The sequence below is a fragment of the Cognatishimia sp. SS12 genome, from assembly GCF_028369055.1.
GTDB lineage: Bacteria > Pseudomonadota > Alphaproteobacteria > Rhodobacterales > Rhodobacteraceae > Cognatishimia.
The window spans coordinates 236,449-255,377 of sequence record NZ_JAQNCZ010000004.1 but is presented as its reverse complement, the minus strand read 5'-3'; the positions used below and the strand labels follow the sequence as shown (position 1 = coordinate 255,377).

The window sequence follows — 18,929 nt, the reverse complement described above, 5'->3', positions numbered from 1 at the left end:
GGCCTCAGGGCCTCTTTTCAGTCGTTCATGACATAGACGATCAGCTTTCGCTGAGGGCAACTTTCATGTCCTTGACCTGGTAGATCACTTCGCCATCGGCTTCGACGATGCCGTCTGCGACGCCCATGGTCAGGCGGCGGGTCTGGATCGCCTTGGTGAAATCAATCTTATAGGTCAGCATTTTGCGGTCCGGACGCACCATGCCGGTCAGCTTGACCTCACCCACACCCAGCGCATAGCCGCGCCCTTGCCAGCCGCGCCAGCCGAGGTTGAAGCCGGTCAGCTGCCACAGGCCGTCAAGGCCCAGGCAGCCGGGCATGATTGGGTTGCCTGGGAAGTGGCAGTCAAAAAACCAGAGGTCTGGCGTAATGTCGAATTCAGCCAGAACATGGCCTTTGCCATGTGCGCCGCCATCGCCGGAAATTTCGGTGATGCGGTCCATCATCAACATCGGAGGGGCCGGAAGCTGCGCGTTGCCTGGGCCGAAAAGCTCGCCCCGCGCGCATTTCAGAAGGTCCTCTTTGTCAAAGCTGGTTGGATAATCGGCCATTCTGGCGTGCCCCCGTAATTCTTTTGTGTCAAACTCCTCTATCATTGCCGCAAAGGGGCGTGCAAGGCCCGGCGCTGCCCGAGGGGCAGACTTCGCGGCAAGGCTGAAACGGGGGAAATCATTTGAATTCCACTTGGAATGCTTCTAATATCCATCTTCAACGTCACGCAGGCATCCAAGCAGAGATCATCGCTCTTATGACATCTCAGGCCATCAGCAACGGAACCCATTGGCTGACCAGCGCCGGGGTGCGCCCGACGCGGCAGCGCGTGGCGCTTGCGTCCTTGTTGGTTGGCGACGGCATGGATCGCCATGTCACCGCCGAAAGCCTCTATGCCGAAGTGCAGCGCCAAGGGGAAAGCGTGTCCTTGGCCACGGTGTACAACACCCTGCGTGCGTTCTGTGACGCAGGCTTGATGCAGGAAGTGCTGGTGGATGGCTCCAAAAGCTACTTTGACACCAACACCCATGACCACCCACATTTCTTCTGGGAAGATGATCATGTGCTGACCGATGCGCCTGCTGATCAGCTCAAGATCGTGGCGCTGCCAGAGGCCCCGGAAGGGGCAGAGATCGCCAAGGTGGATGTCGTCATCCGTCTCAGGCGGAAGTAATCCAATCGCTTTATCGCGGGGCCTTCGGGCCCTTCTTTTTTGGCACAATGCGTGCCGCCCACCACACGGCTTTGCCGTTTTGTCACGAGGTTAGACCGCCCGGCCTCAGCTTAATCCGGGCAAAGAAAGAGAGTATGTTATGGCTGGATTGCTGACCGCAATCATATCATTTGGCGTCTTGTTGACGCTTGGACTTGTGGCGTTTTGCGTCATCAAGTGGTGGAACGTCAAAGTCGTGGGTGTCACGCCCGTGCCGCTGTTCACCTTTATCGCGATCCTCTTTACATCCGGTTTGGATGTGGGGCTGATCATGTTCCCCTTGGGTGAATTCCCGGTCTATGCCGATCCCGAGAACGCCGAGTATGGCTTTACCAACCCGCTGTCGATCGAATTTGGGTTCTGGGGCTTTTTGATCTGGAGTTTCTACTTCCTCACCGCATTCTACTTCTGCGTGATCGAGCCGCGGGTGAAGTTCTTTGAAATCCCCGTTGTGCGCATCATCAACAATATTGTCATCATCGGGACCTGCGCGTTCACCGCAAGCCTGTTCCTGGTGTACCTGCCGTTTTACATCCCCGAAATCGGTGATGGCGAAACCGTGGTGCCGGTCTTCTATGTGATTGTTTTCCTGACAATTGTCGCCGCCAGCTATTCCAGCACTGACATCAAATATGTGCGCATTCTCAGCATCACCTCATCTGCGGTTTTTGCAGCGCTGATTATCTTCATGTGGCTTTATGCCAAGATGGGTTTTGGCGGACTGCTGGGCAATCTTGGTTTGCTTGCCGAGGGGTATTTTGGCAATATCCACCGCTTTGCGCTGCCGATTAATGATTACCATGAATTCTACCTTTTCTGGTGGTTTGCCTGGTCCATCATGATTGGCCAGTTCACCGCGCGGTTTGTTGGCGGGCTGCGCACGCAGACGCTGTTGCTTGCGCTTCTGGTGATCCCGTCCATCCCCTTGGCGATCTGGTTCTCGGTGCTGTATTTCTATCATCAGAACGGCATTGAGACCGCGGGTCTGGTCAACATGATGATGATCATTGTGGGCATTTCCTTTGTCGTGAACTCGCTGGACAGTCTGATCCGGCTTTACTCTGACAACCTGTCGCTCACCACCGCCCGGCTGGGCCGCATGGGCTATATCGCGCTGAATGTCGCGCTGCTCTTCGGGCTGACGCTCGCGTTTCAGAGCCAGTGGCTGCAGATCCAATGGGTCGGGGCGGTTGTTGTCGGCATCTATGTCGCCTGCTGCGCCTACATCCTGCTACGCAAACGCCGCGCTGTGCTGGAGATCAAAGCCGCGCCGGAAGAAAACACGCTGGATTTCAGCAAGATCGAAACCGTGCACTAAGCAGCGCTTCAGTGGCTGTCACGAAGCCCGCAGCCTTGGCTGCGGGTTTTTTTATGTGTAGGGCAGGGCGGGTTTGGGCATGACAGCGATTGCGTTATCTGACATAACCTGCGGCCTAATCGGATCCGGCTTGGCCACCGGGGTCCATACGTGATGTGGAGAATGGCGTTGAAATACGATGTGATCATTCCGGTCTATAATGGCGTGCAGAAATTAGAGCGCACCATTCAGAGTCTTCTGCAGCAGTCCTCGATTGCCTCTGGTCAGGATAGTTTTTCCTGTCTCATCGTTGATGGGGCGTCAACCGATGGGACCATAGACTTGGCGCGGTCGTTTCAGGACCCCCGCATTCATGTGATCAGCGAACCGGACAGCGGCATGTACCATGCGCTGACCAAGGGCCTAAAACGCGCGCAGGGCGATGTGTGCTGCTATTTGCCAGCCGGTGAATTTTTTGAGCCAAGCGCGTTTTCGACTGTCTCGGAAATTTTCACCACACATCGCGATGTGCATTGGTTGACGGGCATGAATGTCCTGCGAAATGAGAAACTTCAAACGATCAACGTGTTTACGCCACCCGCGTTCAAAAGAAAATTTTTCACCAAAGGCCTCTACGGAACCCGCTTGCATGTTGTGCAGCAAGAAAGCACTTTCTGGCGCACCACGCTGAACGAGTTGATCGATCTGGAGCGATTGGCCGCCTGCAGGTTGGCGGGGGATTTCTTTTTGTGGAAGTGCTTTGCGAAACAGCATGAACTGCATGTCGTCAGCAGCATTCTTTCCGGCTTCACAAGCGAGGAGGGGCAACTGTCTGGGCAGATACCGGGCGGTTATCGAAAAGAGCTTAAATCACTGCGCGACAGGCCAAGCGTGTTTGAGGAAATACACGCGATGGTTTTGCGTGAGGTCTACAAACACAAACGGTTTGATCCACGTAAGAGCGGCGCGTTTTATTACGATCTTGATAGGAAACGCTGGGCAAGAGGATGACAGCGCTGACCGCGCTTGTGCCAAATGCCTCTTGCGGCGTTGCGCCTAGAACCATTGCCCCGGTTCCATCAGCCCCAAATCCAAAAGTTGCCGGCTGTGCCATTCAAACGGCACGGAATTGTGCCATTTGAAGCTGGGGATATCAAAGGTGCTGCCCGGGTTTGTTTTCAGCGCCTTTGCCGTGCGGAAAGAGCAAACGGCGGCTGTCAGGTTGTTGTGCCATTTGCAGGCAAATGTATTGAACTCCGCCTCCGTAAACGTAAAGTCATCCAGAAGGGTCGCGCCCTCTTTACCGCGAAAAATAGAAATGCGGTCAATGTTGCGCCGGTTCTGCGGAATGTGTTCTTCATAGCGCCAGCGCAAACCGCCATAGAAATCGAGCTGCCGTTCCTTGGGGTGATTGTGATTGTCTGCATCGTGGCGCGACAGGGCGTAATAGCCGGTTTTGTCGATCTGCGCGGTCTCTAGGGAAACCGCGTTTTTGTGCTCATAGAGATTTTCGGCATAGAGATCGACCACATAGGTCAGCATGGCATCACGGCGTTCCTGGGCGTGAAACTCCAGCATCTCGCGCACGCTGCGCGATTCGCAGAACGGAAACAGCAGGTATTCCGCGTTGAAACAGTAATACAGCCAAACGCCTGGCGCTGCCTTGGCGACCGCGTTGACCATGGCCACCATGGCACTGCCACTGGTGGCTTCGCAATCGACGCGGATGATCTCTTCGCTGACGTCATAGGAAATCTTGAAGGCTTTGGGGCAGAAGGCAATCACCTGATCAAAGCCTAAGCCCTTGTGATGGCGCAGGGTTGAGTCGACCTCGACCTCATCCTCAACGAAGATCAGCGCAAGCGGGCCTTTGGCCAGCAGCTCCGGCGCTTGTGCCTTAAGATCGTCAAAGGAGGAAAAATGCATACCCGGCGCCTGTTCTTTTGCTCTGCAGTGCTCTGCTATTCTGCCTGTAAATTCGGTTAATTTGACGTGCATTGCAAGCCGGGGTGGTCCTGATGTAAGACACGCGCTTGAAACCTCGCCATTCGCAAAGGGCAAGATCATGGCCGATCCAAAGAAATTGTTCATCAAGACATATGGCTGTCAGATGAATGTCTATGACAGCGAGCGTATGGCCGAGGCTATGGGCGGGGCAGGCTATGAGACCACCGACAGCCCGGATGATGCGGATATGATCCTGCTGAATACGTGCCACATTCGCGAAAAGGCGGCGGAAAAAGTCTATTCGGAACTGGGCCGTTTCAAAGGGCTGAAGGCCGAAAAGCCGGATCTGAAAATCGGCGTTGCCGGCTGCGTTGCGCAGGCCGAGGGCGAAGAGATCATGCGCCGCCAGCCTCTGGTGGATCTGGTCGTGGGGCCGCAGGCCTATCATCGGCTGCCCGAGATGGAGGAAAAGACCCGCCAGGGCGCCAAGGCGCTCGATACGGATTTCCCCGAAGAGGACAAATTTGAAAAGCTCAAAGGCCGCTCCAAAGCCAAGCGCGCGCCGGCCGCCTTTCTCACGGTACAAGAAGGCTGCGACAAATTCTGTGCCTTTTGCGTGGTGCCTTATACGCGCGGCGCAGAGGTCAGCCGCCCAGCGGAGCGTGTGCTGAGCGAGGCGCGCGAGCTGGTGGATCGCGGCGTGCGCGAAATCACCCTGTTGGGGCAGAACGTCAACGCCTATCACGGCGCTGGCGAGAATGGCGGCACCTGGTCCTTGGCGGATCTGATCTGGAAGCTGAACGAGATTGACGGGCTGGAGCGCATTCGGTTTACCACCAGCCACCCCAATGACATGCAGGACGATCTGATTGCCGCCCATGGCGAATGCGCCAAGCTGATGCCCTACCTGCACCTGCCGGTGCAATCGGGCAGCGACAAGATCCTCAAGCGGATGAACCGCAGCCATACGGCGGAAAGCTATCTGCGATTGATCGAGCGGATCCGCGCCGCGCGGCCTGATCTGCTGCTCTCTGGTGATTTTATTGTCGGTTTTCCCGAAGAGACCGAAGAAGATTTTCAGGCCACCATGGACCTGATCCGCGAGGTCAAATACGGCCAGGCCTATTCTTTCAAGTATTCCACCCGTCCCGGTACACCGGCAGCCGAGCGCCCCTTGGTGGATGACGCTGAGGCGAGTGACCGTCTGCAGCGGTTGCAAGCGCTCCTGAGTGAGCAACAGCGCGATGTGCAAAACGGCATGGTGGGGCGCGAGGTTTCAGTCTTGCTGGAACGCGAAGGACGCGAAGCGGGGCAGATGGTTGGTAAGTCCGAATATCTGCATTCGGTGCATTTGCAGGCGAACGGCCATCAGATCGGTGACATCGTGCGCGTGAAGATCACGCAGAGCATGGCCAATTCTCTGACCGGCGCATTGATCTAGGCGCAGCAACGGCATTTGGGGTGGGGGCGTTGTGCCTTCGCCACGATGGCGCGGCTTTTCCTAGGCGCGGCTACTATATGTTGTGAAAAACCTTTCCATACCCCAGAAATTTGCTAAAGTGCCTCTAATTTCAGTTCGCCAGACTAAGCTGCACCATAGACGTGCGGCGGGCGGAGCAGACAGAGGACATGATCGTGGCAGTTACATTGAAAGCATCCGCGCGCAAAGTGATGGGAGGGCTGGCAATTGCGGCGCTTACCGCCACGGCTTTTGCTGGCGCAGCCGTTTCTCAGGAAACCAAGACCGTCCGGGCGCAGCAATATGTGCCCACCATCTGGGTGGACCCGGATGGATGTGAGCATTGGGTGATGGACGACGGGGCCGAAGGCTATATGAGCCCGCATCTCACCCGTCAGGGCCTGCCGGTTTGCCGCGACGGCAATATGTGCGGCGAGCTGAGCTCTGACCAGTTCTTCTCGTCCGGCAGCGCCGGGCTGAGCGCCGCTGGCCGCGCCAAGATCAAGCAATTCTTCGAAACTGCAGGCGCGCAATATTACATCGTGATGGGGCACACCGACAGCCGTGGCAGCGATGAAAGCAACATGGCGCTGAGTTTCCGCCGCGCAGCTGCTGTTGCCAAGGTTGGCTCCTCTGCCGGGGCCAAGATTGCCGATGTGCGCGCCTATGGCGAACGCATGCCACGTGCCAGCAACAAGACGTCCAGCGGCCGCGCGGCCAACCGGCGTGTTGAAATCATGTGTATCCGCTAAGGGGGACGGGTTATGAAAGCTATTAAACTTTGTGCTGCATTGTCTGTCGCCACCGCATTGGCGGGCTGTTTTGGCGAAGAAAGCGGCGGTGAAATCACCGACAAAACCGTGGACCGCGGTTATGATGAAAAACACCTGAGCCAGCTGGTCGCCGGTATTTGGGTGGATCCAAATGGCTGTCACCACTGGATTATCGACGATGGCAACGAGGGCTATATGGACGCCCGCCTGGATCGTTATGGCAAGCCGGTCTGCGCGCCAATCGCCCCTCCGGGCACGGCGACAGGGGCCTACAAAGAGGGCACCTTCTTTAACGATCCGGCTTGATTTTCTCGCCTGAAAATCCATCGAAATTTTTTAATGGTCGCATGTTTGGCATGCGGCCATTTTTTGTAACGAATGCATGATTTTTCGTCCAAGGCGCTTGCGCCCGCAGGGGGAAAAGTGGCAGCCTGAGACTCAGTAACCCGCCTGATAGGAGATGTATTTGGCCATCAGCGAAATGACCCCGCCACCCGCAAACGAAACCCCAAAAGAACATATTCTGGAGTTTCCCGACAATCGTTTGCTGATTGATCTTTGCGGCGAATATGATCGCAACCTGGCGGAAATCGAACAGAAGCTGAGCGTTCAGATCATCCGCCGTGGCAACCAGCTTGCGATTTTTGGCGAAGAAGCCGCACAGGCCGAAGCGGCCAGCGTGCTTGAAACACTGTATCAGCGGCTGGAAAGCGGCAAATCAGTGGAACACAGCGATATTGACCGCGAGCTGCGCATGGGCGGCTCTGAACAGAACACCGGCAGTCGCGATGGCGACCAGATGGAGCTGTTCAAGGGCGGCAAGGTTGAAATCAAGACCCGCAAAAAATTGGTTGAGCCGCGCACAGACGCGCAGAAAGCCTATGTGCAGAACCTTTTTGCCAATGAATTGGCTTTTGGCATCGGCCCCGCGGGCACCGGCAAGACCTATCTTGCGGTTGCGGTGGGCGTCTCGATGTTCATCAGCGGCGAAGTCGATCGCATTATCCTGTCGCGCCCGGCGGTCGAGGCGGGCGAAAAGCTCGGTTATTTGCCCGGTGACATGAAGGACAAGGTCGATCCTTACATGCAGCCGCTGTATGACGCGCTGAACGATTTTCTACCCAGCAAACAACTGGCCAAGCTGATCGAGGAAAAGCGCATTGAAATCGCGCCGCTGGCCTTTATGCGCGGGCGCACATTGGCCAATGCCTTTGTCGTGCTTGATGAGGCGCAGAACGCCACCACCATGCAGATGAAGATGTTCCTGACCCGTCTGGGAGAGGGCAGCCGCATGGCGATTACGGGCGACCGCACGCAAGTGGATCTGCCACGCGGTGTGCAATCGGGCCTGCGGGATGCAGAGCGGCTGCTCAACCGTTTAAATGGCATCAGCTTCAACTACTTCACCGCCGACGATGTTGTGCGTCATCCGCTCGTGGCTGCGATTATCAAGGCCTATGACGCGGATGCGGAGAAACCGACCACCTAAGGTCACTTATACAGAGGGTTGCCTATGTTCAGACGCCTGTTTTTGACGGTGACTCACTTGGGAATGTTGGCCCTTGGCTTCGCGCTTGGCATCTATTTTTTGCCGATTCTCACCGCGCCGCCGTCGCCCGATGGCAGCGAGATTGAGGCGCAGGCTGCGGGGGCATTGTTTGTCGCCAGCTTTGATCGTGACCGGCAGGGCAGTGATTTTCTGCATTGGGGTGAAGGCCAGCTGAGCGTGACCGAACGGGCAATCGTGCACGAAGGCAAGCTTGCGCCCGGGCCGGATTATAAACTCTATCTGATGACACAGTTTGTTGAGGACGAAGCCGGCTTTGAGGCCGCGCGCGCCGAGGCCCTCCAGATCGGCGATATCAAAAGCTTTGGCGGTTTTGTGGTGCCGGTGCCTGACGGGGTGGATGTAAGGCAATATTCGACGGTTGTTGTCTGGTGCGAAAGCTTTGGTGAATTCATCACTTCGGCCCAATATCAGTAAAATCATATGCGGCGCGGCTTTTGCTTTAGGGCCGTCTCAGGTAACAGGCCCCATGACCGTTGAGATTATCACCGAAGATCCGCGTTGGGATGCGCTTGCGCTTGAAGCTCTGGCAGAGCGCGCCAGCGAGGCGACGCTTGCGCATTTGGGATATGACCCGGATGAATGGGACATAAGCCTTCTGGCCTGCGATGACGCGCGCATTGCGGTGTTGAATGGCGATCACCGCGACAAGCCGCGCCCGACCAATGTGCTGTCCTGGCCCTCCGAAGAACGCGGCGCTGAGCGCGCTGGCGCGTCGCCGCAGCCGCCCGCGGGGCCGGACCCAGAGCTTGGCGATATCGCCATTGCTTATGACACCTGCGCGCGGGAGGCCGCCGAGGCCGGTAAACCGATGCAAGATCACGTCACACATTTGCTTGTGCATGGAATTTTGCATTTATTGGGCTACGATCATATCCGTGACCAAGATGCCACTTTGATGGAAGGTCTTGAGGTTGCGATACTTGGCAAACTGGGTCTGCCTGACCCATATAGGATAGACGCGGGGGAAACCCCCAATTTGGAAAGGTAAGATGGGCGACAGTACTGACGGGTCTTCTAACGCGGCGCAGCGCGCGCGGGAAGATTCTCAACCGAACCAGAACGATAAGGCGCGGAGCGGATTTTTCCGCCGTCTTATGGAAGCGATCAGCCCCGCCGATGCAGGTGCTGATGTTCAGACACTCTTGACAGAGCCGGCCCCCGTGCAGACGCATGGGATGATCAACTTGCGGCGAATGCGGGTTGAGGATGTGGCTGTACCCAAGGCGGATATCATCGCCGTCTCGGTGTCTATGGCGCAAAGCGAAGTGGTCAACACCTTCCGCGAAAGTGGTTTTACCCGCTTGCCGGTGTTTGATGGCACGCTGGATACGCCGATTGGCTTTGTGCATCTCAAAGACATTGCGCTGAAATATGGCTTTGACGGTCAGGGCGGACGCTTTGCCCTGCGCCAACTTCTGCGCCCCTTGCTGTTTGTGCCGCCGTCCATGCCGATTGGCGTCCTGCTCGCCAAGATGCAGACCGAACGCCGACACATGGCGCTGGTGATTGATGAATATGGCGGTGTCGAAGGGCTTGTGACCATCGAAGACCTGATTGAACAGGTGGTGGGTGAAATCGAGGATGAGCATGATCAGACCGGCGATCTGCTTTGGACCGAAGAGGCACCGGGTTGTTACCTCGCGCTGGCAAAAACACCACTGGACGAATTCCAAAACGCGATCGGCTATGCGCTGACTGATGCCGAAGAGATCGACGAAGAAGAGATCGACACGCTCGGCGGGCTGGTCTTTATGTTGGCAGGCCACGTGCCGGCGCGTGGCGAAGTGGTGATTCACCCTGATGGCACCGAGTTTGAAGTGGTTGATGCGGACCCGCGCAAAATCAAGCGCCTGCGCGTGCTCTTGAAGGATGCGCAGCGGCATGTGGCCGAATAGGGCGCTGGCACATCTGACTGACGCGCCACGTTGGCGGCGGTTTCTGACATTTGCATTACTCGGTGCAGTGGCAGCGATGGGGCAGGCCCCGTTTTCTTGGCCGTTGCTGTCGCTTCTTGGGTTTGTCGGTGCGTGTCTTTGTTTGGCCCAGACGGCTAAGGCGCGGTCCGCAACACTGTTGGGCTGGGCCTTTGGCCTTGGGTATTTTGTCACGACATTGCATTGGCTCGTCTCCCCCTTTCTGGTGGAGCCGGAGCGCCATGGCTGGATGGCCCCCTTTGCCGTGGGGTTCATGGCCGCAGGGCTGGCGCTGTTCTGGGCAGCGGCATTTGCTTTGGCAAAACGCTTTGGCTGGGCTGCGCTGGCGCTGACCCTGCCGCTTGCGGAACTGGCGCGCGCCTATGTATTTACTGGGTTTCCTTGGGGCATGCCTGCCTATGGGCTGATTGACACGCAGTTTGCCCAAGCTGCCGCCTATGTCGGCGTGCATGGCGTGAATTTGCTCTTTACGGTGTTGGCGGTGGCCATAGCAGGAGCCATCTTTGGGACCCTCTCAGCATCCAATGGCGACCGGGGCTGGCTGCGACTGCTCGCCTTGATGGGCGCTGCAATCGGGCTTGCCGGGTTTTTGCCGGGGCCAGCGCCCAGCGATGCGCCCGCTGAGGCCGCGCGCGTGCGTCTGGTGCAGCCCAACGCCCCGCAGCATTTGAAATGGCGGCTAGGCTATATGCCGGTGTTTTTTGACCGCGCGCTGGGGTTCACGGCGGCCGCGCCCGAAGGCCCCGCCGCGGACCTGATCATTTGGCCTGAAACCAGCCTGCCGGCGAGCCTGCCCAATGCGGACCGGGCCTTGGGCGCGCTGCATGCGGCGGCGGCGGGCACACCGGTTCTCTTTGGGGCTAATCGCTATCAGGGCTTTCGGCTTTTTAACACGGCGGCGCTCATGGGGGCGGACGGACAGATTGCTGCACAATACGACAAGCAGCACCTCGTGCCCTTTGGTGAATATTTTCCCTTTGGCGATCATTTGGCGCGGTTTGGCATCTACGGGCTGGCGGCCAGCGAAGGGCGCGGGTTCAGCGCTGGGCAGGGCAGCGGCGTGATGGATCTTGGCCCGCTTGGGCTGGCGCGGATGCTGATTTGCTATGAGGCGGTGTTTCCGCAGGATGTCCGCCGCTATGACAGCCGCCCTGCGGTGCTGGTGCAGATCACCAATGACGCCTGGTTCGGGGCATTTTCAGGACCCTATCAGCATCTGGTGCAGGCCCAAATGCGCGCGATAGAGCAGGGGCTGCCGCTGATCCGCGCGGCCAATACCGGGGTCTCGGCCATGATTGATGCGCGCGGGCGCATCACCGCTGCGCTGGGGCTGAATACGGCGGGCTATCTGGATGCGGCGCTGCCGCCCAAGCGCGCCATGACGCTCTATGCGCGTACCGGCGATTGGCTGATTTTCGCGCTGCTCCTCGGGGCATTGCTGCTATGCGCGGCCCGAAAGGCGCGGTTTAATGATTGACCTTGCTGCATCCCCCCCATATGTGCAGCGGGTACCAACTGTCACAACGGCTTCCTGGCGTGGCAGATATTTTGTTAATGGAGCACTTCATGATCAGACAGAATTTCACTTTCACGTCCGAGTCCGTCTCGGAAGGGCATCCTGACAAGGTCTGCGACCGCATTTCTGATGCCGTTCTGGATGCCTTGATCGCCGAAGAACCCGAGGCGCGCGTGGCCTGCGAAACCTTTGCCACCACCAACCGCGTGGTCATTGGCGGCGAAGTCGGCCTGTCCGATCAAGCGAAGCTGAAAGATTACATGGGCCGTGTCGATGAGATTGCGCGCGCCTGTATCAAAGACATCGGCTATGAGCAGGATAAATTTCACCATGAAACGGTGAAGATCACCAACCTGCTGCATGAACAATCCGCGCATATTGCTCAGGGTGTGGATGCCGCCGCCGACAAAGAAGAAGGCGCGGGCGATCAGGGGATCATGTTTGGCTATGCCACCAATGAAACCCCGGCGCTGATGCCAGCCCCGATCCAATATGCCCACGCGATCCTGCGCCGCCTCGCCGAAGTGCGCAAATCCGGCGAGCAGCCGGTGCTTGGCCCGGATGCGAAATCGCAGCTTTCCGTGCGCTATCGTGATGGCAAGCCGGTGGGGATCGACTCCCTTGTGCTCTCAACGCAGCATCTGGACGAAAGCCTGACCAGCGCCGACATCCGGGGCATCGTTGCGCCTTATATCGAAGAGGTCCTGCCCGAAGGCTGGCTGACGCCGGAAACCATCTGGCATGTGAACCCCACGGGCAAATTCGTGATCGGTGGGCCAGACGGCGATGCCGGGCTGACCGGGCGCAAGATTATTGTCGACACCTACGGGGGCGCTGCGCCGCATGGCGGCGGGGCCTTCTCGGGCAAAGATCCGACCAAAGTGGACCGCTCTGCCGCCTATGTGGCGCGCTATCTGGCGAAAAACGTTGTGGCCTCAGGCATGGCGGATCGCTGCACCATCCAGCTTTCTTATGCCATTGGCGTGTCGCGTCCATTGTCAATCTATGCCGATACCCATGGTACTGGCCAGGTCGAGGATGCGGCGATTGAAACCGCGATTGGCCAGGTGATCGACCTGACCCCGCGTGGCATTCGTGAGCATTTGCAACTGAACAAGCCTATCTACCAGCGCACTGCCGCCTATGGCCACTTTGGCCGCGCGCCTGATGCTGACGGCGGTTTCAGCTGGGAAGCGACCAATCTGGTGGATGCGCTGAAGGCCGCTGTCTAAGCGCAACGCCCCAAGATTAACACTTTGCAAAAGCGCGGCGGATGAATTCTGCCGCGCTTTTGCATGATCGGCGGCATTGCCAGGGGCCCTTGACCCAAGCGGCCCCATGCGGCACATGGGCGCGATCCAAATTGAGAGACCCAGATGGCCGACGACAGCTCTAAAACCCCAGATCAGCACCCATCCGGCGCGCCGTGGCGCAATTTTTATGGGCGGTTCAAAGGCAAAGGGCTGCGCAAGTCGCAGGAGGCTTGGCTTGATGAAGACCTCGCCAAGCTGTCGCCTGGAAAAGTGAGCTGGGAAGAGAACCCTGAGCGGGACAATATCGACCTGAACGCCTTGTTTGGCGCGCGCGACGTCTGGCTTGAGGTCGGGTTTGGCGGTGGTGAACATATGGTGCATCAAGCCAGTAACAATCCGGACGTCGGCTTTATTGGCTGCGAGCCTTATATCAACGGCGTCGCCATGCTTTTGGGGAAAATCCGCGCTGCGGGGGCTGACAATATCCGTGTGCATCCGGGTGATGCGCGGGACATGTTTGATGTGCTGCCGGAGGCGTCGGTTTCCAAGGCGTTTCTGCTGTATCCCGATCCATGGCCGAAGAAACGCCATCACCGACGCCGCTTTGTGACGCAAGAGCATCTTGTGCCTCTGGCGCGTGTGCTGAAGCCCGGCGCAATATTCCGGGTCGCCACCGACATCGAAGATTATGTGCGCCAGACACTGGAAGAGGTGCCGCAGGCGGGGTTTGAGTGGCTGGCCGAAGGCCCAGAGGACTGGCGAAAGCCCTGGGGGGACTGGATTTCGACCCGCTATGAGCAGAAAGCCTTCCGCGAAGGGCGCACGCCGCATTATCTGACCTTCCGCCGCCTCGGCTGAACTGCGTGCAAAAGGGGCAGGGGCGTTGCCCCTCGGCCACAAGGCGGGGCCTTGCGGCCTCACCCCAGAGTATTTTTGAAAAGATGAACCCCGGCGCAATGATTGGATCGTCGCGCTGCCCCATGGACCTTCGCAATCTTCTGCGCTAACAGCCTAACAAACGACAGTTTGAGGATCGCGCATATGTCTGGCCACGGCACCCCCATTCCGATGACATCCCGCCCCTGTGGGCCGCTGAACGGCATAGCCAATGTGCCGGGCGACAAATCCATTTCTCACCGCGCGCTGATCCTCGGTGCGCTGGCGATTGGGGAAACCCGCATTACCGGCCTTTTGGAAGGCGAAGATGTGCTGGACACGGCCAAGGCGATGCGTGCTTTTGGCGCTGAGGTCACGGATCACGGTGGCGGCGAATGGTCGGTGCACGGAGTGGGCGTTGGCGGCTTTGCCGAGCCGGAAAACGTGATTGACTGCGGCAACTCGGGCACCGGTGTGCGGCTGATTATGGGATGCATGGCCACGAGTGATATCACTGCGACGTTTACCGGCGATGCCTCGCTGAATAAACGCCCGATGGCGCGGGTCACAGATCCGATCGCGCTCTTTGGGGCGCAGTCTGTCGGCCGCTCTGGCGGGCGTCTGCCGATGACAATTGTGGGCGCGGCGGAGCCGATGCCAGTGCGCTACACGGTGCCGATGCCCTCAGCGCAGGTGAAATCCGCGGTTTTGCTGGCGGCGCTGAATGCGCCGGGCAAGTCCGTGGTGATCGAAAAAGAAGCAACCCGCGATCATACCGAGCGTATGCTGCAAGGATTTGGCGCAGAGTTGACGGTTGAACAAACCGATGAAGGCCGCGTCATCACGTTGACCGGACAGCCGGAGCTTAAGGCGCAGACCATTGTGGTGCCGCGTGATCCGTCCAGTGCCGCCTTTCCGGTCTGCGCCGCGATCATCACACCCGGCTCTGACGTGTTGATCCCCAATATCGGGCTCAATCCGACCCGCGCTGGGCTCTTTACCACGTTGCGCGAAATGGGCGCCGACCTCACCTATGAAAATGAGCGCGAAGAGGGCGGAGAGCCGGTTGCGGATTTGCGCGCCAAATTTTCGCCAGATCTCAAGGGGATTGAGGTTGACCCGGCGCGTGCCGCTTCGATGATTGACGAATACCCGGTGCTGTCGGTTGTGGCCGCTTTTGCCGCGGGCGATACGGTGATGAAGGGCGTCAAGGAGTTGCGCGTGAAGGAATCTGATCGCATCGACGCCATGGCCAAGGGGCTGCGTGCCAATGGTGTGACGGTCGATGAAGGCGAAGATTGGTGGGTTGTCAAAGGGCTGGGCCATGGCAATGTGCCCGGTGGCGGCACCTGCGCCAGCCAGCTTGATCACCGCATCGCGATGAGTTTCATGATCCTTGGCATGGCAACGCAGAAGCCTGTCAGTGTGGATGATGGCAGCCCGATTGCCACATCTTTCCCGATCTTTGAGCCGCTGATGGCGGAGCTTGGCGCGCAGCTCGTGCGCAGCAACGCCTGAGGGTCCCATGGCATTCACCATCGCGATTGACGGTCCTGCGGCAGCTGGCAAAGGCACGATTTCTAAGGCCATCGCGCGCGAGCTGGGCTTTGCGCATCTGGACACCGGGCTGATCTATCGCGCGGTTGGGGCCAAGGTTTTGGCGGGTTCAGATCCTTTGAAGGCGGCAAACAGCCTCAGTGCAGAAGATCTGGAGGCGGATAATCTGCGCACGCCCGAAGTGGCGCAGGCCGCCAGCAAAGCGGCGGTGATTGCCGAGGTGCGCGCCGCGCTGGTGCAGTTTCAGCGCAGCTTTGCGCGCCGCGCCGGTGGGGCCGTTTTGGACGGGCGCGATATCGGCACGGTGATCTGCCCGGAGGCTGAGGTAAAGCTGTTTGTAACCGCCTCTGCCGAGGTCCGCGCGCAGCGACGCCATGCTGAGCTGACCGAAAAGGGACATGCGCTGAGCTTTGACGAGGTGCTGGCTGATGTCAAAGCCCGTGACGATCGAGATATGAGTCGCGCCGAAGCGCCCTTGAAGCCAGCCGAGGATGCGGTTTTGATTGATACATCTGACCTGGCCATTGACGAGGCGATCACCGCCGCTTTGCAGGTCATTCACGCTGCGAGATAAGGAAAGCCCATGAAACATCGCCCGATTGGAACAGAAAAGCGCATGGTGTCTGCGGTCGGGGTCGGGGCGATGAGCTTTGCGGATTTCTATGGCCCGACCACCGAAGAGAATTCTTTGGCGATTTTGGATGCCGCCCGCGACGCTGGCGTTACCCATATTGATACTGCGAATGTCTATGGCATGGGCCGTTCGGAAACCGTCATTGGGCAGTATCTGGCTGCGCGCGGGGCGGCAGAACGGGAGCGTCTGCATATCGCAACCAAGGCGGCGATCATGCGAAATGCGGATGGCGGGCGCAGGTTCAACAACGAAATTGCCTATCTTGAGACGGAGCTTGACGCCAGTTTGAAGCGTCTGGGAACGGATCATGTGGATTTGTTCTACGTGCATCGGCGTGACCAAAGCATCCCCATCGAAGAGGTCGCCGGCGCTTTGGGAGATTTGGTGAAAAAGGGTAAAACACGCGGGATCGGGTTTTCCGAGATCGCGCCAACCTCGCTGATGAAAGCGCATGCGGTTCACCCTGTTGATGCCGTGCAGTCCGAATATTCCCTCGCGACGCGCGCGCCCGAGCTTGGGCTGCTGCAGGCCTGTGAAAGAACGGGCACAACATTTGTGGCCTTCTCGCCGGTGGGGCGGTCGTTTTTGACAGATGCGCCGCTGTCCGCCGACGCCGTGGCAAACGGGCCATTTCTGCGCGTCAATCCACGGATGCAAGAGCCAAACTACAGCGCCAATCTGGCCGCGGCCCAGCCCTTTCGCGCGCTCGCGGCGGATATGGGGTATGCGGCGGCCTCACTCGCGATTGCCTGGGTTCTGGCGCGCGGGCAACATATCATCGCCATTCCGGGCACCCGCTCGGTCGCACACTTTGAAGAGCTGGTGAAGGGTGCAGAGATCGATCTGAGCGCAGCAGATCTGGAGGCGATCGAAACGGTCCTGCCCGTGGGCTGGGCGCATGGCGATCGCTACAATGCGGCCCAATGGGAAGGACCGGAGCGGTATTGCTAGCGCTCCGCAAGGCCGTCCAATGTGGTTATAGCTCTTGCAAATAAGGATGAAACGCCGTAAATGCGCCCATGTCTGACGACCGTAAAGAGTCGCGATCATGGTGAGCAGGGGCTGAAAGCAACTTTCGGCCCTTGTTGTTTGTGTGTTTTTGCCATGAATCGTAACGCTTTAAATACGCCGTCAGGGCAACGAAACCAAGACCGGCGGAGACAACCGCGCGGCCAGAAAACATTGTCAAAGGAACCTGAGACCACATGGCTCAAAACGTATCTATGGAGGATTTCGAAGCCCTCCTGAACGAAAGCTTCGAGATGGATACCCCAGAAGAGGGATCCGTTGTCAAAGGCAAGATCATCGCAATTGAAGCGGGTCAGGCCATCATCGACGTAGGCTACAAAATGGAAGGCCGCGTTGAGCTGAAAGAATTCGCAAACCCTGGCGAATCCCCAGAAGTTGCTGTTGGCGACGAAGTTGAAGTCTTCTTGCGCGCGGCAGAAAACGCCCGTGGCGAAGCTGTTATCTCTCGTGAGATGGCGCGCCGCGAAGAAGCATGGGATCGTCTGGAAAAAGCATACGCAAACGAAGAGCGCGTCGAAGGCGCAATCTTTGGTCGCGTCAAAGGTGGCTTCACTGTCGATCTGGGTGGCGCAGTTGCCTTCCTGCCAGGTTCGCAAGTTGACGTGCGCCCTGTGCGCGACGCCGGCCCTCTGATGGGTCTGAAGCAACCATTCCAAGTTCTGAAAATGGACCGTCGTCGTGGCAACATTGTTGTGTCCCGCCGCGCGATCCTCGAAGAATCCCGCGCCGAGCAGCGCGCAGAAGTCATCGGCAAACTGGCCGAAGGCGATGCGGTTGACGGTGTGGTCAAGAACATCACCGAATACGGTGCATTTGTTGACCTGGGCGGCGTTGACGGCCTGCTGCACGTCACCGACATGGCATGGCGCCGTGTGAACCACCCATCTGAGATCCTGTCCATCGGCGAAACCGTCAAGGTACAGGTCATCAAGATCAACAAAGAAACCCACCGCATCTCGCTGGGTATGAAACAGCTGATGGAAGATCCATGGGATCTGGTTGCTGCGAAATACCCACTGGAGTCCGTCCACACCGGCCGCGTCACCAACATCACCGATTACGGTGCATTTGTTGAACTGGAGCCAGGTGTCGAAGGTCTGGTGCACGTGTCCGAAATGTCTTGGACCAAGAAAAACGTACACCCAGGCAAGATCGTCTCTACGTCGCAAGAAGTCGAAGTTATGGTTCTGGAAATCGACGGCGCGAAGCGTCGCGTGTCCCTGGGCCTCAAGCAGACCATGCGCAACCCATGGGAAGTCTTTGCTGAGACTCACCCAGAGGGCACCGAAGTTGAAGGTGAAGTCAAAAACATCACCGAATTCGGCCTGTTCATCGGTCTGCCTGGCGAAATCGACGGCATGGTTCACCTGTCCGACATTTCCTGGGACGAACGCGGCGAAGACGCCATTCAGAACTACCGCAAGGGCGATGTCGTCAAAGCGGTTGTGTCCGAAGTTGACGTCGAAAAAGAGCGTATCTCTCTGTCCATCAAAGCGCTGGGTGGTGACAAGTTCGCCGAAGCGACTGGCGGCGTGAAGCGTGGCTCCATCGTGACTGTTGAAGTGACTGCCATCGAAGACGGCGGCATCGAAGTGGAATATGAAGGCATGAAATCCTTCATCCGCCGCTCCGATCTGGCCCGTGATCGTGCAGATCAGCGCCCAGAGCGTTTCAACGTTGGCGACAAAGTTGACGTACGTGTGACCAACGTAGATGGCAAAACACGCCGTCTGGGTCTGTCTGTGAAAGCACGTGAGATCGCAGAAGAAAAAGAAGCAGTTGAACAGTATGGTTCTTCTGACTCCGGCGCGTCCCTGGGTGATATCCTTGGCGCAGCGCTGAAGGGCGACGAATAAGCGAAAGCTTCGTCTCCTAAGCAAT

Annotated in this window: 19 protein-coding genes and 1 riboswitch; of the genes, 17 read left to right on the top strand and 2 right to left on the bottom strand. The window is 58.1% G+C overall.

Going from position 1 to position 18,929, the window contains the following annotated elements; translation table 11 throughout:
- Positions 1-40: 40 nt before the first annotated feature.
- Entirely contained in the window at positions 41-550 is a 510-nt protein-coding gene (gene fabA, locus N6L24_RS10720; RefSeq protein WP_173485582.1) for a bifunctional 3-hydroxydecanoyl-ACP dehydratase/trans-2-decenoyl-ACP isomerase, read from the bottom strand.
- 197 nt (positions 551-747) lie between these two features.
- On the opposite strand from fabA, the gene irrA reads away from it, so the two are divergent.
- From irrA to N6L24_RS10705, 3 genes are all read left to right on the top strand, one after another.
- Entirely contained in the window at positions 748-1,164 is a 417-nt protein-coding gene (irrA, locus tag N6L24_RS10715; protein WP_271844672.1) for an iron response transcriptional regulator IrrA, read from the top strand.
- A gap of 151 nt (positions 1,165-1,315) precedes the next feature.
- A complete protein-coding gene (locus tag N6L24_RS10710; protein ID WP_271844848.1) occupies positions 1,316-2,521 on the top strand; it encodes a BCCT family transporter in 1,206 nt (401 codons plus the stop codon).
- Between the two features lie 153 nt (positions 2,522-2,674).
- Complete coding sequence (locus tag N6L24_RS10705) at positions 2,675-3,511, top strand: glycosyltransferase (protein WP_334312323.1); 837 nt, start codon at positions 2,675-2,677, stop codon at positions 3,509-3,511.
- A gap of 45 nt (positions 3,512-3,556) precedes the next feature.
- Here the strand turns inward: N6L24_RS10705 and N6L24_RS10700 are convergent, their stop codons facing one another.
- Positions 3,557-4,426 (bottom strand): hypothetical protein, encoded by an 870-nt coding sequence (locus N6L24_RS10700; RefSeq protein ID WP_271844670.1) that lies wholly within the window; start codon positions 4,424-4,426, stop codon positions 3,557-3,559.
- Positions 4,427-4,565: 139 nt separating this feature from the next.
- Between N6L24_RS10700 and miaB the strand changes: the two genes are divergently transcribed.
- The 14 genes from miaB (at position 4,566) to rpsA (ending at position 18,904) form a co-directional block, all read left to right on the top strand.
- Entirely contained in the window at positions 4,566-5,888 is a 1,323-nt protein-coding gene (gene miaB / locus N6L24_RS10695) for a tRNA (N6-isopentenyl adenosine(37)-C2)-methylthiotransferase MiaB (RefSeq protein WP_271844669.1), read from the top strand.
- 188 nt (positions 5,889-6,076) lie between these two features.
- On the top strand, positions 6,077-6,658 hold the full coding sequence (locus tag N6L24_RS10690; RefSeq protein WP_442872596.1) for an OmpA family protein: 582 nt from the start codon (positions 6,077-6,079) through the stop codon (positions 6,656-6,658).
- 12 nt (positions 6,659-6,670) lie between these two features.
- A complete protein-coding gene (locus N6L24_RS10685) occupies positions 6,671-6,985 on the top strand; it encodes a hypothetical protein (RefSeq protein WP_271844668.1) in 315 nt (104 codons plus the stop codon).
- Positions 6,986-7,139: 154 nt separating this feature from the next.
- A complete protein-coding gene (locus N6L24_RS10680; protein WP_442872595.1) occupies positions 7,140-8,168 on the top strand; it encodes a PhoH family protein in 1,029 nt (342 codons plus the stop codon).
- 63 nt (positions 8,169-8,231) lie between these two features.
- Complete coding sequence (locus tag N6L24_RS10675) at positions 8,232-8,663, top strand: DM13 domain-containing protein (protein WP_271844845.1); 432 nt, start codon at positions 8,232-8,234, stop codon at positions 8,661-8,663.
- A 52-nt stretch (positions 8,664-8,715) separates the two neighbouring features.
- The gene (gene ybeY, locus N6L24_RS10670) at positions 8,716-9,237 is read left to right on the top strand and encodes an rRNA maturation RNase YbeY (RefSeq protein ID WP_271844667.1); all 522 of its coding nucleotides are present in this window, start codon (positions 8,716-8,718) and stop codon (positions 9,235-9,237) included.
- Position 9,238: 1 nt separating this feature from the next.
- On the top strand, positions 9,239-10,144 hold the full coding sequence (locus tag N6L24_RS10665) for a hemolysin family protein (RefSeq protein WP_271844666.1): 906 nt from the start codon (positions 9,239-9,241) through the stop codon (positions 10,142-10,144).
- Positions 10,131-11,660, top strand: coding sequence for an apolipoprotein N-acyltransferase (gene lnt / locus N6L24_RS10660; RefSeq protein WP_271844665.1), 1,530 nt, complete (start codon positions 10,131-10,133; stop codon positions 11,658-11,660). Before N6L24_RS10665 ends, lnt begins: the two co-directional genes overlap by 14 nt.
- Positions 11,661-11,695: 35 nt before the next feature.
- Positions 11,696-11,745, top strand: a riboswitch (SAM-SAH riboswitch).
- Positions 11,746-11,749: 4 nt separating this feature from the next.
- Complete coding sequence (gene metK, locus N6L24_RS10655; RefSeq protein WP_271844664.1) at positions 11,750-12,931, top strand: methionine adenosyltransferase; 1,182 nt, start codon at positions 11,750-11,752, stop codon at positions 12,929-12,931.
- Between the two features lie 144 nt (positions 12,932-13,075).
- Positions 13,076-13,810, top strand: coding sequence for a tRNA (guanosine(46)-N7)-methyltransferase TrmB (gene trmB / locus N6L24_RS10650; protein ID WP_271844663.1), 735 nt, complete (start codon positions 13,076-13,078; stop codon positions 13,808-13,810).
- Between the two features lie 183 nt (positions 13,811-13,993).
- Positions 13,994-15,346 carry a 3-phosphoshikimate 1-carboxyvinyltransferase gene (gene aroA, locus N6L24_RS10645; protein ID WP_271844662.1) on the top strand — a complete coding sequence of 451 codons (1,353 nt, stop codon included), beginning with the start codon at positions 13,994-13,996 and terminating at the stop codon, positions 15,344-15,346.
- A 7-nt stretch (positions 15,347-15,353) separates the two neighbouring features.
- A complete protein-coding gene (gene cmk / locus N6L24_RS10640; protein WP_271844661.1) occupies positions 15,354-15,959 on the top strand; it encodes a (d)CMP kinase in 606 nt (201 codons plus the stop codon).
- Between the two features lie 9 nt (positions 15,960-15,968).
- Positions 15,969-16,970 carry an aldo/keto reductase gene (locus N6L24_RS10635; RefSeq protein WP_271844660.1) on the top strand — a complete coding sequence of 334 codons (1,002 nt, stop codon included), beginning with the start codon at positions 15,969-15,971 and terminating at the stop codon, positions 16,968-16,970.
- A 254-nt stretch (positions 16,971-17,224) separates the two neighbouring features.
- Entirely contained in the window at positions 17,225-18,904 is a 1,680-nt protein-coding gene (gene rpsA / locus N6L24_RS10630) for a 30S ribosomal protein S1 (RefSeq protein WP_271844659.1), read from the top strand.
- Positions 18,905-18,929: the final 25 nt, after the last annotated feature.

Excerpts from the sequence above, each read along its gene's own strand:
- cmk (WP_271844661.1), top strand. The coding sequence starts at position 15,354 with ATGGCATTCACCATCGCGATTGACGGTCCTGCGGCAGCTGGCAAAGGC.
- metK (WP_271844664.1), top strand. The coding sequence starts at position 11,750 with ATGATCAGACAGAATTTCACTTTCACGTCCGAGTCCGTCTCGGAAGGG.
- ybeY (WP_271844667.1), top strand. The coding sequence starts at position 8,716 with ATGACCGTTGAGATTATCACCGAAGATCCGCGTTGGGATGCGCTTGCG.
- rpsA (WP_271844659.1), top strand. The coding sequence starts at position 17,225 with ATGGCTCAAAACGTATCTATGGAGGATTTCGAAGCCCTCCTGAACGAA.
- trmB (WP_271844663.1), top strand. The coding sequence starts at position 13,076 with ATGGCCGACGACAGCTCTAAAACCCCAGATCAGCACCCATCCGGCGCG.
- aroA (WP_271844662.1), top strand. The coding sequence starts at position 13,994 with ATGTCTGGCCACGGCACCCCCATTCCGATGACATCCCGCCCCTGTGGG.
- miaB (WP_271844669.1), top strand. The coding sequence starts at position 4,566 with ATGGCCGATCCAAAGAAATTGTTCATCAAGACATATGGCTGTCAGATG.
- N6L24_RS10705 (WP_334312323.1), top strand. The coding sequence starts at position 2,675 with ATGTGGAGAATGGCGTTGAAATACGATGTGATCATTCCGGTCTATAAT.
- N6L24_RS10685 (WP_271844668.1), top strand. The coding sequence starts at position 6,671 with ATGAAAGCTATTAAACTTTGTGCTGCATTGTCTGTCGCCACCGCATTG.
- N6L24_RS10665 (WP_271844666.1), top strand. The coding sequence starts at position 9,239 with ATGGGCGACAGTACTGACGGGTCTTCTAACGCGGCGCAGCGCGCGCGG.
- N6L24_RS10700 (WP_271844670.1), bottom strand. The coding sequence starts at position 4,426 with ATGCATTTTTCCTCCTTTGACGATCTTAAGGCACAAGCGCCGGAGCTG.
- lnt (WP_271844665.1), top strand. The coding sequence starts at position 10,131 with ATGTGGCCGAATAGGGCGCTGGCACATCTGACTGACGCGCCACGTTGG.
- irrA (WP_271844672.1), top strand. The coding sequence starts at position 748 with ATGACATCTCAGGCCATCAGCAACGGAACCCATTGGCTGACCAGCGCC.
- fabA (WP_173485582.1), bottom strand. The coding sequence starts at position 550 with ATGGCCGATTATCCAACCAGCTTTGACAAAGAGGACCTTCTGAAATGC.
- N6L24_RS10690 (WP_442872596.1), top strand. The coding sequence starts at position 6,077 with ATGATCGTGGCAGTTACATTGAAAGCATCCGCGCGCAAAGTGATGGGA.
- N6L24_RS10680 (WP_442872595.1), top strand. The coding sequence starts at position 7,140 with ATGTATTTGGCCATCAGCGAAATGACCCCGCCACCCGCAAACGAAACC.
- N6L24_RS10635 (WP_271844660.1), top strand. The coding sequence starts at position 15,969 with ATGAAACATCGCCCGATTGGAACAGAAAAGCGCATGGTGTCTGCGGTC.
- N6L24_RS10675 (WP_271844845.1), top strand. The coding sequence starts at position 8,232 with ATGTTGGCCCTTGGCTTCGCGCTTGGCATCTATTTTTTGCCGATTCTC.